This window comes from Aquimarina rhabdastrellae (assembly GCA_947387485.1).
GTDB lineage: Bacteria > Bacteroidota > Bacteroidia > Flavobacteriales > Flavobacteriaceae > Aquimarina.
In genome coordinates, this window is the sequence record CANDNT010000001.1 from 300,359 (window position 1) to 314,812 (window position 14,454).

Genomic DNA, 14,454 nt, shown 5'->3' on the forward strand with positions numbered 1-14,454 from the left:
TAAACTCATAAAAAAAGCACTTAATTTAAATTAAGTGCTTTTCATTTTTTATACTAAAAGAACTAGTCTTTTTGTTCTTTATTAAAATATACCAAGTAGTAATACATTTGTTTTTCTTCGTCCCATCCTTTTTCTACAAACTTTTCTGCAGATTCTGGATTAATAAAATCCATTTTAATTTGAATGTTAGTATCCAAATTAATGGTATTCTTCATTTTCTTTCTTGCAGCAGATACCGCAGAGTTTGCTATAGGGAAAGAAGTTAAATCTTCTATTTGATATTTAGGTGCTTTTTCAACTTTGTAATGCTTAAATTCTGGTATCAACTCAGGATTATCAATTACTTCGTTTAAGAAATTGCTTTCCTCAAATTCGTCATTCTTTGCAAAATAATTAACCGAACGATTCATAAACATTACCTCTTCTTTTTTATCTTCTGCTGGTAATACTACGTCTTTTGCAAAATCTTCGCAAAACTTCATGTATTTCTTTGTTTGGAAATTAGCATCAACAAATGCAGAAACACCTAAAAAATGTTCTAACCAATATTTTGTATCATATCGGTTTGAATCTATAGATAATACTTTATACCCTTCTTCTTTTTTGAAATTAAAAATTAAACAACCTTTATCTAGTTTATTAAGGTTAACTCCTTGTTGTAAAACTAATTCAAGGTTAGATCCGTTTTCTTCAAATTGAAGATAATCGTATTTTAATTCCGATTTAAATATTCCTATTGCCGAAACCTTTTCATTATCAATAGAAACATTTTCTAAATACGTCACATATAACTCACCACTTTTTATATGAGGGTGTTGAGATTGCTCATACAATAAAGCTCCAATTCGCTTTGATTGCTCATGTATTGTAGACGGATTATCAAATACATCAGATGCAATTTTGTACAACGGATTAAACTCTATATCTGCTTCATGAGTAAACTGGTAATAGTTTTCTTCTTTATCTCTAAATGGTTTAAAGAAATATTCTTTTAACAAAGCTATTAATTCATCATTAAGCGTATATGGCGCATTTGATAAAAAAATATTCTCGTTCCTACTCTTATTTCCTATTTTATGTACAGATAAGGATTCAAATTGTGTACTATATAAATTTATCATCTATTTCTTTCCTCTTAAATCTTTTATATTCTTAACTTTTTTTAGTTCCAGTTTTCGTTAAAGTCCATTTCGTCATAACTATCGATATCAAAATCGTCATAACCTTCTTCTCCTTCTAGATCGCCAAACTCATCTGCTTTAAATTCTTTCTCTGGTGCATTATCTGGTATTTGTCCGTGAACAAACATCACATTAGGATATTCTCTTCCATCTTCATAACTAGCAACTTCTGCCAATTCTACCAAGAAAGTCCACATAGATAAAAAGTCGTAAATGTAAATCAGTTTTGGCGAACTTTCATTTACTACATCAGACAAGGTTGTTTCATTCATTAATCGTACAGGCTGACTACCGTCGCTCATATCAAATAATGATATTTCTTCTCCTTGGTTCCACTCTTCGTCACTTACATAAAATGAAGCCATTTCTGTGCCGTCAAAACCAAAAGACTGTGTAATTACATTATGAAACTCTTCTAAAGTTACATCTTGTTCAATTTCAATATCTCTAAACACATCTTCTTCTGTGTCTAAGATAATCCTAAAACGGTAAATCATTGTTCATACTATTTTGAATACGCAAAGATACAAATTTGAGCTGCAAAAGCACTTTTATTTTGTAAAGCGGTGTAAAGAAAATGTTATCGCTCCTAATAATATAAATGCCATCACTTGATGCACAACCCCTAAGCTAATAGGCACTCTTAAAATTAATGTAAATACACCCAAAATAAACTGAGCAATCACTAATAGCATTAATATATCTAGGGATTTTTTCTGTAGTGTTGTAGTCGCCTCTTTTTTACCTCTATACCATATAATTGCTATTAAGACAACTACTATATAAGCTATGTATCTGTGTAAAAATTGAACTCCACTTTTTCCTTCAAAAAAGTTCTTAATCCATGGTGTTTGCTCTATATAAACAGTTTCATGTATAAGTTTTCCATCGGTCATTAAGGGCCAATAGTTATGAATAAAACCTGCATCTAGACCTGCAACAAATGCTCCATAAGTAATTTGAATTAGCAATACCAATACAGTCCATCTAATCAAATTTCTATAGGATTTATTTACAGCTTTTCTAGTAGGATATATTAAGTCTAATGCTACCCAAAAAGTATATGCACATGTGATAAATGCAGTAACTAAGTGCATTGCTAATCTGTAATGACTTACGTCTGGCCTATCTACAAGACCACTTTTTACCATAAACCATCCTAGAAAACCTTGAAAACCTCCCATAAACATAAGAATCAAGGCTTTTTTTATAGTTGGTTTAGTAAGCTGCTTTTTTATAAGAAAATATACAAACGGAATAAAAAATACGAGTCCTATAAATCTACCAATTACTCTATGCAGCCATTCCCAAAAATAGATATCTTTAAAATCTTGTAATGTAAATTGATTATTGATTTTTTGATATTCTGGATATTGCTTATATAATTCAAAGGCTTCATTCCATTCTGTCTCATTTAATGGTGGAATAGTTCCTGATATTAATTTATAGTTAGAAATAGAAAGTCCAGAATGTGTTAATCTAGTTATACCTCCTACAACAACCATTATAAAAATTAATAAACACCCAGTTAATAGCCAATACACTACACTTTTATTATCCTTTTTCATTTTTTTTGTAAATATTACTAGCTTACATCAAGAATAAAGTATTGAATAGCGTTGCTATTCTCAAAACTTAGTGGGTATATAAAAATTAGACCAGGGTTTTATTCTTTTTATAAGCAATTTTTTCTTTTTCTTTTTTTCATCAATAAGCATCAGGTTATGAAATACTCAACCCTAATGCTTTTCCTTTTTCTAACATAAAATCATAAGCTGCTTGATATTCATTAGGAATTTCACCTTCTAATATAGCTTCTTTGATAGCTTCTTTGATGATCCCTATTTCTCGTGAAGGTTTTATGTTAAATGTTTTCATAATCTCCTCTCCAGTAACTGGTGGTTGAAAATTACGAACACGGTCACGCTCTTCTACCTCTACCATCTTTTGTCTAACAATCTTAAAATTGTTGTGGTATTTTTTAAAGCGTTTTGGATTTTTTGTAGTAATATCTGCCTCACACAATGTCATTAATTGTTCTATATATTCTCCTGCATCAAAGATTAATCTTCTTACAGCAGAATCTGTCACATCTGAAGCAATTACTATTGGTCTAGAACTCATCAATACCATTTTTTGTACAAATTTCATTTTGTCATTTAATGGCATTTTTAAGCGTTTAAATAGTTTAAAGACCATTTTTGCTCCCACAAATTCGTGACCATGAAAAGTCCAACCATTTCTTTTATGAAAACGCTTTGTTGGTGCTTTACCTATATCATGTAATAAAGCAGCCCATCTCAACCATACATCATCAGTATTTTCACTAATATTATCCACCACTTCTAATGTATGATAAAAATTATCTTTATGTGTTTGCCCTTCTACCTCATCGATACCTTTTAATGCCATAAGCTCTGGCAAGATATGAGGTAACAATCCTGTTTTTTCTAATAATAGAAATCCTATAGAAGGTTTATCACTTAATAATATTTTATTCAGCTCATCAACTATGCGCTCCTTAGTAATGATTTTGATTCTATCTTTATTTCGTGCTATAGCCTCAAGAGAAGCTTTTTCTATTTCAAAATTCAATTGCGTAGCAAATCTAATTGCCCTCATCATACGCAAAGGATCATCAGAATAGGTAATATCAGGATCTAAAGGAGTTCTTATGATTCCTTTTTTTAAATCTTCTAGACCACCAAAAGGATCTAAAATAGTCCCGTATTTTTCTGGAGATAAATTTAATGCTAAAGCATTAATTGTAAAATCCCTTCTATTTTGATCGTCTTGAAGTGTTCCGTTTTCTACAATAGGATTACGACTATCTTTTTTATAAGACTCTTTACGTGCTCCTACAAATTCTATTTCAATATCTGTTGCACGCAACATTGCAGTTCCATAAGTTTTAAAAACTTGAACTTTTGGGGTATTAGGTAATAATTTTGAAACTTGATTAGCTAATGCTATACCACTACCTACAGCTACTATATCAATATCTTTTACCTTTCCTCTTTGTAATAAATAATCTCTTACAAAACCTCCTATTACATAACTCTCAACTCCTAATTGATTAGCCGCTTGGGATATAGTATCAAAAATAGGTAATGTTAATGCTTCTTTGTAGTTCTTTAGTTCCGACATGTATCGCTTTACTTCCTGATAATTTTCACTGTACTATCCATTCCTATTTTTATGATAGTAGATGGTTTAGTACTTTTATTTTCTTGAGGCAAATTTACAACATAGTCTACGCCTTCCAAAATCTCCTTACTGATTTCTTTAAAACTCTTTGGTGATGGTGCTCCACTTATATTTGCAGATGTTGATACCAAAGGTTTTCTAAATCTAAAAATTAGCTGATTACAAAAGCCTTCCCATACCACTCTAATCCCTAAAGTATTGTCTTTACCAATAAGATTTTCTGCTACCTTAACAGGTTTATCATAAATAATTGTCGTAGGGTTATCTGCACAATCAAGAACATCATAAGCCACTTCTGGAACTTTTTCTACATATTGCTCTAGCATACGATCACTATTCACTAAGCAAAGCATTGCTTTTTCTTCTGCTCTCTTCTTTAATTCATATATCTTCTGTACAGCTTCAGGATTAGTAGCATCACATCCTATTCCCCATACGGTATCTGTAGGATATAATATTATGCCTCCATTATTTAATACTTCTATTGTTTTTGTAATTTCTTTCTGCATTCCTTCATTAATTTAAGACAACTACCTTATTATGTTCTTCCACATATTTAGGCATTTCTGCATTCAAACATTTACCTTCTATTAAAGTAGTATATAATTTTTCGTATGCTTTTGCCATAACCTCTGCACAAAAATTCTTTTTGGCATATTCATGGCAAAACTCTGGATTATATTCAAAATTAACTAAAGCTGCAGTTAATTCTTCTGCTGTATTTGCTGAGGCACCTATCGAAGGTATTATCAATTCTTCAAGCGAACCATTTTTTGATCCAAAAACAGCACATCCAGCATACAAACTTTCTATAATGGCTAGACCGAAAGGTTCATGCCAATTCACAGGAAAAATCAAAGCTTTTGAAGCATTCATTACTTCCATTTTTCGCTTATTATCAACCATTCCTTCAAACACAACTTTTGAATTCAGTAAATACTTCAATCCTCTCTTAACATTTCTAAAATTCCATTTATCACCTCCCAATATACGTACCTCTTCTTTTGCTTTAACTGCAATTTTTATTGCTCCAAAAGCATTCTTTACTTTCCATCCAGCTTTACCTAAAAAATGAGTATACTTCCGTTCTACATCAAACGAAGGGGTATCATAATCATCCCAATCTAACCCATTATACACATAAACATCAGAACTATAACGTTTTGCTTGGTTTTTTGTCAAAAAAACCATATTCATATCCAATATTTCATCTGGACGTGGATTGCCATGCATTGTTATTAAATATGGTTTTGAGACTTGGTATTTGACTTGATGGTTAAGATGTACTACATCAATATCATCTGGAATCTGTTCATTGATATCTCTATTCTCATCAAAAACTAAAACTCTAGCAAAGTCACATTTTGATCCTTCTGCTACTAAATAGGTTACCGTGTGTCCTAATTCAACTAGTTTCTTACCTAAACCCCATATTACACGTTCTGTACCTCCATATTTTTTAATCGGAATTTTTGCATAACTGTCAGCTATTAAAATGTTCATTGTGTTAGTTAGTCTATATTTTAATTATAATTTTCCCTAAATATATTACTATTTTTTTAACAGTTTTTAATAAACAAAATTAGTATATATTTGCCTATAAACAATTACTATTTTAATGAAAGTACTTCATGTTTCAGGTGCCTACAGTTGGGGAGGAAACGAACAACAACTTGTAGATGCGATATTTGGACTTCAAAAACTGAACGTAACAAATATTATTTTATGCTTTAAAGGATCTCCTATGGATCTATATGCTAAAGAAAATAATATCATTGCTCGTACCATAAAAAAACAAAAATCTTTTGCTTTTCCTTTATTAAAGTTTTTAAAGAAAATTGTTGTTGAAGATCAAATTGATGTCATTCATTTACACACTAGTAATTCAGTTACCACCTATGTTGTGGCTGATATGTTACTGAATCTTAAAGTACCTACTGTTTTTTCTAAAAAAGGAATTAGTGGTACAAAAAGTGGTTTAAGTGCTTTTAAGTATAACTATAAAAACATTAAAAAAGTAATTTGTGTTTCTAGTGCTGTTAAAGAAGCTTTCAAAGGAACTTTAAAACCAGAAAACCATCATAAAATGGAAGTCGTTTATGATGGTATTAAGATAGAGCGTGCAACTCAAAAAGCTGATCTTAACCTTAGAGAACAATATAACATTCCTCATGACACTCCTATTATAGGTAATATAGCTAATCATGCTCGTGCTAAAGATTTAGTTACTTTCGTGAAAACTATAGATCATCTGGTAAATACTTTAAACTTTAAAAATGTGCATTTTGTTCAAATTGGTAAACCTTCAAAATACACAGAAACCTTTATGCCTCTTGTAAAAGAGTATAATCTCGAAAAATATATCTCGTTTACAGGTTTTACTACAAATGCTATGGATTTATTATCTCAATTAGATGTATATTTTATGTCGTCTAGTAGAGAGGGATTACCTATTACTATTTATGAAGCTTTCTATAAAAAAATACCTGTAATCTCTACAAAAGCTGGAGGAATTCCAGAGGCAATCACTCACGATGTTAATGGTTTACTAGCAGATACTGGAGATTACGTAACACTTGCAAAGCATATTGAATCGCTACTAAGTGATACATCCAAAATAGAAACTTTTAAAGAAAAGTCTTATAACTTAGTACTGTCTAAGTTTACTACAAAGCAGTTAGCACAATCAACATTAGAAATTTATCAAGAAGTTACAAAAAATGCCTAGTATAGCCCTTCTCATAAGTACGTATAACTGGCCAGAAGCTTTAGCTTTGATCTTAAAAAGTGCATTACAACAAACAAAAATGCCTAATGAAATTGTTATTGCCGATGACGGATCAAAAAACGAAACTAAAGTTCTTATTGATTCTTTTCGTGATCAATTTAAGATTCCTATAAAGCATGTATGGCATGAGGATAAGGGTTTTAGAAAATCACTAATACTCAACAAAGCTATTGCCGAAATGAGTAGTGATTATATCGTTCAAATTGATGGTGATTGTATTATGCACCCTAGCTTTATAGCAGATCATGCTGCATTAGCAGAGCCTAATGTATATCTATATGGTTCTAGAGTAAATATTCAAAAACCATTTTTATCACAATTATTCACTTCTCAACAAATCAAATTTTCTCCTTTTTCAAAAGGTATTAAAAAACGTACAAGAGCTATTCATGCTCCTTTTTTGAGTTCTTTTTATAAAAAAAATAATACGTTCTCAAGAAAATTACGTGGTTGTAATGTTTCTTATTGGAGAAAAGATGCTATAACCATAAATGGATACAATGAAGATATGGAAGGATGGGGACGCGAAGATAGTGAGTTTATTCTCCGCCTAATTAATATTGGTATTCTAGGACGTAGATTACGTTATCGCGGAATTGTATATCATATCTGGCACCAGGAAAAATCAAAAGACCAATTGCCAGAAAATGATGCTATTGAGCAACATACTATTAAAAACAATATCAAACGTTGTGAAAATGGTATTGACAAATATTTAAATCCTTCTTCTATCTCTTGATTTTACTATGCAAACAAATTTTATCATACACCCATCAAAACAAGAACTTAAAATTGAGGTATCTAATGCTATCAAAAATTTTGATACACATACTCAAGTTTTAGGACAAGGAGATCGCAATGTCATTAAAATTGTTGCAATTGAAGACAAAGAGTATACGATAAAATCTTTTAAAGTTCCTAATCTTATAAATCAGATCGCTTATCGTTTTTTTAGAAAATCAAAAGCCGAACGTTCTTATTTATATGCAAATAAATTAATAGCATCTGGAATTAAAACTCCATTTCCTATAGCTTATCAAAATAACACTACTCCTCTATTTTTTAAAAACAGTTATTATGTAAGTGAATTGATAACATGTGATTTAACATATAGAGAATTAGTTACAGAACCAGATTATCCAGAACACGAAAAGATATTAAGAGCTTTTACTCGTTTTACTTATGATCTACATGAGAAAGGAATTTTATTTCTAGATCATTCTCCAGGCAATACCTTGATTGTTAAAAATGGAACTGATTATGATTTCTATTTGGTAGATTTAAACCGAATGAAATTTGGTTCTTTAGATTTAGAAACTCGTATTCAAAATTTTTCTAGGCTAACTCCCAAAAAAGAGATGGTTGCTATTATGGCTAACGAATATGCTAAGTTAACTCAAGAAGGTGAATCTCTTATTTTTAATAAAATGTGGGCTAATACAGCTGCTTTTCAAGAAAAATTCCACAAAAAAAGAGCTTTAAAACGTAAGATATTCTTTTGGAAAAAGAAATATAGAGACTAGGAATTGCCTATACAATTCCTAGTTATTTTTTATTTAAAGTTATTTAAAACTCTAGGATCTATTCCTCCGTGCGATGCATGATGCACTGTAACTCCATTTTTAATTACTATAAATTGAGGAGATTCATGGAACACTTGAAACTTTGCCGAGATTTCATTAGAAATATCTCTGTGATTTAACAGATCTAAATAATACAAATCAACATCTTCTGCTGTAACGTCAAAATTACTTTCAAACTGACGTATCACCATTCTGCTAATCCCGCAACGTGTAGAATGTTTAAAAATCGCCTGTGTTTTACTCTTTGAAGCTTTAGCGATATCATCTAATTGCTTTACAGAATTTAATGCTTGCCATGGCAACGCTTGCTTTTCTTCTTTAGCCTCTTTCTCAGACCCAAATATTTTATCAAATATTCCCATTGTATATTTCTTTCTATATATCTTAAACTATAAACATTTTAAAATGTTATAAAACACTAAAATATTCTTTTTTATATTTAATTACTAATCAAAGTTTTCTATCTACCTCTTTTATAAGCATATCATTTATACTAGCATAACGCTTTTGCATTAATCCTTGAGCATTAAACTCCCAATTCTCATTACCATAAGCTCTATACCATTGCCCAGAATCATCTCTCCATTCATATTCAAAACGTACAGCTATACGATTATCCTGATGTGACCAATATTCTTTCTTTAATTTATATTCTAATTCTTTTTTCCATTTACGGTCTAAAAAAGCTACCACTTCCTCTCTTCCATTAATAAACTCCGTTCGATTACGCCATTCTGTATCTATTGTGTACGCTTTTGATACTTTCTCAGGATTCTTACTATTCCAAGCATCTTCTGCAGCTTGAATTTTTTGTATTGCAGATTCTTTTGTAAAAGGCGGAAAAGGTGGTTTTTGTTCCATACGATTTCATTGTTATTAATACAACTCAAAATGAAGTCGTGATTCTTACAGAAAACTTTCGTTAAAGTATTGTTAAGCTTATAAATGTCAAAAAGTCATTCGTTTTCCATGAAAAACAGTCATTTTGACTTGTTTATGTACATGGAATGAAACTTGACTATAACTAATCAAATTCAAAACAATATGAACTTTAATAATTTCACTATAAAATCCCAAGAGACCCTACAACGTGCACAAGTAATCGCACAATCATTAGGGCATCAACAAATAGAAAATGAACATATTTTTAAGGCCATTTCTGAAGTTGATCAAAATGTAACTCCGTTTTTATTACAGAAACTAGGACTTAACATTAAGTTACTAGAACAAATACTCGATAGTACCTTAGAAAGTTTTCCTAAAGTTAGTGGCGGAAATTTAATGCTTTCTCAAGATGCTAACAAAACCTTGAATGAAGCTACTATTCTCGCTAAGAAAATGAACGATGAATATGTTTCTATCGAACATTTGCTTCTAGCTATTTTTAAATCTAAAAGTAAAATCGCTAGAATTTTAAAAGATCAAGGTGTTACCGAAAAAGGGTTAACTGCTGCTATAACAGAATTGCGCAAAGGAGAACGTATAACCTCTCAAAGCGCAGAAGACACTTATAATTCCTTAAATAAATATGCAAAAAACTTAAATCAACTTGCTGCAGATGCTAAACTCGACCCTGTAATAGGTAGAGATGAAGAAATCAGACGTATATTACAAATATTATCTCGTCGTACTAAAAACAATCCCATCTTAGTTGGGGAACCTGGTACAGGTAAAACTGCTATTGCAGAAGGATTGGCACATAGAATTATAGCTGGCGATGTTCCAGAAAATCTAAAAGACAAGCAAATATTCGCTCTTGATATGGGAGCTTTAATCGCTGGTGCAAAATATAAAGGTGAATTTGAAGAACGTCTTAAATCTGTTATAAAAGAAGTAACGACTAGCGAAGGGGATATTGTGTTATTCATAGACGAAATCCATACGCTAGTTGGCGCTGGTGGTGGCGAAGGTGCAATGGATGCTGCAAACATACTTAAACCTGCTTTGGCTAGAGGTGAACTAAGAGCTATTGGTGCCACTACTCTTGATGAATATCAAAAATATTTTGAAAAAGATAAAGCGCTGGAGCGTAGATTCCAGAAAGTAATGGTCAATGAACCTGATGTAGAAAGTGCTATTTCTATTTTAAGAGGAATCAAAGAAAAATATGAAACGCACCATAAGGTACGCATTAAAGACGAAGCTATAATTGCTTCGGTAGAATTATCTCAACGCTATATCACAAGTCGATTTTTACCCGACAAAGCTATTGATTTAATGGACGAAGCTGCTGCTAAATTACGTATGGAAATTAATTCAAAACCAGAAGAGTTGGATGTTTTGGATCGAAAAATCATGCAATTAGAGATCGAAATTGAAGCTATAAAGAGAGAAAATGATGAGGAAAAGCTTAAATTTCTACATGCAGAAGTAGCTAATTTAAAAGAAGATCGTAACGAAATCAATGCTAAGTGGAAAAGCGAAAAAGAAATCGTTGATCGCATTCAAAATTTAAAATTAGATATAGAAAACTTTAAAGCTGAAGCTGATCGTGCCGAGCGTGATGGAGATTATGGAAAAGTTGCCGAATTAAGATATGGAAAAATAAAAGAGGCTCAAGAGCATTTAGAACAATTTCAAGTACAACTACAAGAACAACAAGAAAATGCGCTTATTAAAGAAGAAGTTACTAGTGATGATATAGCCGAAGTAATTGCAAAATGGACAGGTATTCCTGTGACAAAAATGCTACAAAGCGAACGAGAAAAGCTTTTGGCGCTTGAAACTGAATTGCATAAACGTGTTGTAGGCCAAGAAGAAGCTATACAAGCCGTAAGTGATGCTGTGCGTCGCAGTAGAGCTGGTCTACAAGATCAAAAAAAACCTATAGGTTCTTTCTTATTCTTAGGTACTACAGGTGTTGGTAAAACCGAATTAGCAAAGGCCTTAGCCGAATATTTATTTGATGATGAAAATGCTATGACTCGTATTGATATGAGTGAATATCAAGAACGTCATTCTGTAAGTCGATTAGTTGGTGCACCTCCAGGATATGTAGGATATGATGAGGGTGGTCAACTTACTGAAGCTGTAAGAAGAAAACCTTATTCTGTTGTCTTACTTGACGAAATTGAAAAAGCACATCCAGACACTTTTAATATTTTATTGCAAGTATTAGACGAAGGTAGATTGACAGACAATAAAGGTCGTATAGCAGATTTTAAAAACACAATCATCATTATGACCAGTAATATGGGAAGTCATATCATTCAAGAACGCTTTGAAGCTATAAAAGATATTGATTCCGCTATTGAAAGTGCAAAAGTTGATGTTTTAGGGTTATTAAAACAAACCGTTCGTCCTGAGTTTATTAACCGTATAGATGATATTGTTTTATTTACTCCTCTATCAGAGCTTCATATCAAAAAGATTGTATCATTACAATTACAAAGCGTTTCAAAAATGCTAGCACAACAAAATATAACACTAGACGCTACAGACGAAGCCATTCGTTATCTAGCTCACAAAGGATTTCAACCAGAATTTGGTGCAAGACCCGTAAAACGTGTTATTCAAAAAGAAGTATTAAATGAACTGTCTAAACAAATACTTGCAGGAAAAGTTAGTACTGATAGTATTATTCTTTTGGACAATTTTGACGATAAATTAGTTTTTAGAAATCAAAACGAATTGGCTATTTAAGCCATTTACCCCTCAACTATTTAAAGGTCTACTTATAATATATAAGTAGACCTTTATTTATATTAATTCATTAAAAAGATATTATTTATTTAAAAAAATCAATCATTGCACGATTTTTGATATATTTATCCTTAGAACAATTATTTTAGATTATTCATATGAACAGATTGATTTTTATAGTGTGCTTTATATGTTCAATGAGTATTTATGCTCAAGATTTTGAGAATATTCTAAAAGTAGAACCTTATACTTTTGAAGATTTTAATCAAGAATATAATTACTTATTATTAGAAACAGTAACTCACCAACCTTCTTTATCCAATATACGTGAAACTGTACCTACAGCTGTACAGCAAATTCAATTGCAAGAATTAGATCTTCATGGAGATTTACGCAAAGAAGCTTTTAGAGACAAAACACCTCTAGTTATGGTGCAATCAAAAAAGAAAAATTTAAAGGAGTATACTGTCAGGTTTACTCAAAAGAAAAAACCTAAAGGTTTTTCGGTTAACGTAACAAGTGGTAATAATAGTGCTTTATATGGTAATCGTCGCTCTGGAAAAGTCACTAATCAAGTATATCAAGAATCTAGAGGCGGTTTTATTAATCCATTTACCGGTACCTATTATCAATAAATAAAAATTCCCCCTAAACAAATAGCTTAGAAGGAACTTAATATTATTTTTATAGATTGTTTTAAACTAATTGAATACCATCTTTTTCAATAGTGATTTTTCGAGATTTATATAAACTTCCTATAGCTTTTTTAAAACTCTTTTTACTCATCTGAAATACTTCTTCAATATCTTTTGGATCAGACTTATCATTTAATGCAATAAATCCTCCATTAGCTTCAAGTTCTCTTAATACATTCTCTGCATTAGGTTCTATAGAACGAAAACCGTGTCGCTGTAGTGTAAGATCAATTTTTCCATCTGGTCTAACTTTCTTTACATATCCGGTTAACCTATCTCCTACTGTAAGTTTCTGAAAAATTTCATCTCTGTAGATTAATCCTAAATACTTTTCGTTAACAATAGCATTCCACCCATGTGGTGATGGATGAGATAAAATTAAATCAACTTTATCATAAGAAGACAATAATACCAATGAATTATCTAGGAATGAATTTGTTTTACTAGACGCGACTAATCTGTTTGTATCATCATCTAGATACACATATACAAGATACCAATTTCCTACTCTCATCTTGGTAGCTTGCTCTTTAAAAGGAACGAATAGATCTTTCTCTAATCCCCAATTTAAAAAAGCTCCTATCTCAGAAACATTTGTACACTTTAAAAATGCAAAAGAGTTGACTCTTGCCAATGGATCAATTGTTGTACTTACTATACGTTCTTTACTATCTAAATACACAAATACATTGAGCTCCTCTCCTATTTCAAATACTTCTGGTACGTATTTATTAGGTAACAAAACCTCATCTCCCTCTTCATTTCCTAAAAAAAGACCTGGTTCTGTATCTCTTAAAATTTTTAATGTATTATATGTTCCTAATTTCAGCATTCTATATAATTTTTGGCAAAGATACCTGTTTAAGCTGTTTTCTTAGAATTTACGTTATCTTTTTTTTCTTTAAAAAAATTATGATAATTCTTAGACACAAAAAAGGTACTTGCTTTAACAAGTACCTTTTTTTATATTTTTAAAAACTAACTTTTAGTTATAGATAGCTTCTTTACCAAAATGCTTAGTCAATAAATAATATACAACTGCTCTGTATTTGTTACGGTTAGATTTACCGTATTTTTCAATTACAGTATCAATTGCTTGATCTAGTTTATCACTATCTTCTAATCCTAATTTTTTGATTAAGAAGTTATTTTTTACTGTTTCTAATTCTTTTGGATCACTACCAGATACTGTAGCTGCATCTTTATTATATATAGCAGGTCCACATCCTATAGTTACTTTTGTAAGTAAGTCATTATCTACAGCTTCACCAATTTTCTTTAAATCCTCTGCGTATTTTGTGATTAGTTCGTCTCTTTTACTCATAAGTATTTGATGTTTTTAGTTAATATCCTTGTTA

General features: G+C 31.0%; 15 protein-coding genes. 5 read left to right on the top strand and 10 right to left on the bottom strand.

Going from position 1 to position 14,454, the window contains the following annotated elements; genetic code table 11:
- Positions 1-62: 62 nt before the first annotated feature.
- From ACYEKI_RS01360 to ACYEKI_RS01385, 6 genes are all read right to left on the bottom strand, one after another.
- Entirely contained in the window at positions 63-1,121 is a 1,059-nt protein-coding gene (locus tag ACYEKI_RS01360) for a nucleoid-associated protein (protein ID WP_459209352.1), read from the bottom strand.
- Between the two features lie 41 nt (positions 1,122-1,162).
- Positions 1,163-1,678, bottom strand: a complete 516-nt coding sequence (locus ACYEKI_RS01365) for an IS1096 element passenger TnpR family protein (RefSeq protein WP_459209353.1) — start codon at positions 1,676-1,678, stop codon at positions 1,163-1,165.
- Positions 1,679-1,732: 54 nt separating this feature from the next.
- Positions 1,733-2,749 (bottom strand): COX15/CtaA family protein, encoded by a 1,017-nt coding sequence (locus ACYEKI_RS01370; RefSeq protein WP_459209354.1) that lies wholly within the window; start codon positions 2,747-2,749, stop codon positions 1,733-1,735.
- Between the two features lie 154 nt (positions 2,750-2,903).
- On the bottom strand, positions 2,904-4,328 hold the full coding sequence (locus ACYEKI_RS01375; protein WP_459209355.1) for a CCA tRNA nucleotidyltransferase: 1,425 nt from the start codon (positions 4,326-4,328) through the stop codon (positions 2,904-2,906).
- Between the two features lie 8 nt (positions 4,329-4,336).
- Positions 4,337-4,897, bottom strand: a complete 561-nt coding sequence (locus ACYEKI_RS01380) for an L-threonylcarbamoyladenylate synthase (protein ID WP_459209356.1) — start codon at positions 4,895-4,897, stop codon at positions 4,337-4,339.
- A 7-nt stretch (positions 4,898-4,904) separates the two neighbouring features.
- A complete protein-coding gene (locus ACYEKI_RS01385) occupies positions 4,905-5,891 on the bottom strand; it encodes a glycosyltransferase (protein WP_459209357.1) in 987 nt (328 codons plus the stop codon).
- A gap of 115 nt (positions 5,892-6,006) precedes the next feature.
- On the opposite strand from ACYEKI_RS01385, the gene ACYEKI_RS01390 reads away from it, so the two are divergent.
- The 3 genes from ACYEKI_RS01390 to ACYEKI_RS01400 are packed head-to-tail and all read left to right on the top strand — an operon-like array spanning position 6,007 to position 8,699.
- Positions 6,007-7,116: a glycosyltransferase family 4 protein gene (locus tag ACYEKI_RS01390; protein ID WP_459209358.1), complete on the top strand. Its 1,110-nt coding sequence runs from the start codon at positions 6,007-6,009 to the stop codon at positions 7,114-7,116.
- A complete protein-coding gene (locus ACYEKI_RS01395) occupies positions 7,109-7,915 on the top strand; it encodes a glycosyltransferase family 2 protein (RefSeq protein ID WP_459209359.1) in 807 nt (268 codons plus the stop codon). The genes ACYEKI_RS01390 and ACYEKI_RS01395 overlap by 8 nt, the downstream gene beginning before the upstream one ends.
- Before the next feature lie 7 nt (positions 7,916-7,922).
- Entirely contained in the window at positions 7,923-8,699 is a 777-nt protein-coding gene (locus ACYEKI_RS01400; protein ID WP_459209360.1) for a Kdo domain containing protein, read from the top strand.
- A gap of 29 nt (positions 8,700-8,728) precedes the next feature.
- Here the strand turns inward: ACYEKI_RS01400 and ytxJ are convergent, their stop codons facing one another.
- Both ytxJ and ACYEKI_RS01410 read right to left on the bottom strand, forming a co-directional pair.
- On the bottom strand, positions 8,729-9,121 hold the full coding sequence (ytxJ, locus tag ACYEKI_RS01405) for a bacillithiol system redox-active protein YtxJ (RefSeq protein ID WP_459209361.1): 393 nt from the start codon (positions 9,119-9,121) through the stop codon (positions 8,729-8,731).
- An 88-nt stretch (positions 9,122-9,209) separates the two neighbouring features.
- Positions 9,210-9,620 carry a DUF1348 family protein gene (locus tag ACYEKI_RS01410; protein WP_459209362.1) on the bottom strand — a complete coding sequence of 137 codons (411 nt, stop codon included), beginning with the start codon at positions 9,618-9,620 and terminating at the stop codon, positions 9,210-9,212.
- A gap of 183 nt (positions 9,621-9,803) precedes the next feature.
- Here ACYEKI_RS01410 and clpB point away from each other — a divergent pair, with 183 nt between their 5' ends.
- Both clpB and ACYEKI_RS01420 read left to right on the top strand, forming a co-directional pair.
- Positions 9,804-12,401, top strand: a complete 2,598-nt coding sequence (gene clpB / locus ACYEKI_RS01415; protein WP_459209363.1) for an ATP-dependent chaperone ClpB — start codon at positions 9,804-9,806, stop codon at positions 12,399-12,401.
- A gap of 197 nt (positions 12,402-12,598) precedes the next feature.
- Positions 12,599-13,036 carry a hypothetical protein gene (locus tag ACYEKI_RS01420; RefSeq protein ID WP_459209364.1) on the top strand — a complete coding sequence of 146 codons (438 nt, stop codon included), beginning with the start codon at positions 12,599-12,601 and terminating at the stop codon, positions 13,034-13,036.
- Between the two features lie 61 nt (positions 13,037-13,097).
- Here ACYEKI_RS01420 and ACYEKI_RS01425 read toward each other — a convergent pair whose 3' ends face one another.
- Both ACYEKI_RS01425 and ACYEKI_RS01430 read right to left on the bottom strand, forming a co-directional pair.
- Entirely contained in the window at positions 13,098-13,928 is an 831-nt protein-coding gene (locus ACYEKI_RS01425) for a CvfB family protein (protein WP_459209365.1), read from the bottom strand.
- 153 nt (positions 13,929-14,081) lie between these two features.
- Positions 14,082-14,420, bottom strand: a complete 339-nt coding sequence (locus tag ACYEKI_RS01430) for a DUF2853 family protein (RefSeq protein ID WP_459209366.1) — start codon at positions 14,418-14,420, stop codon at positions 14,082-14,084.
- Positions 14,421-14,454 lie beyond the last annotated feature (34 nt).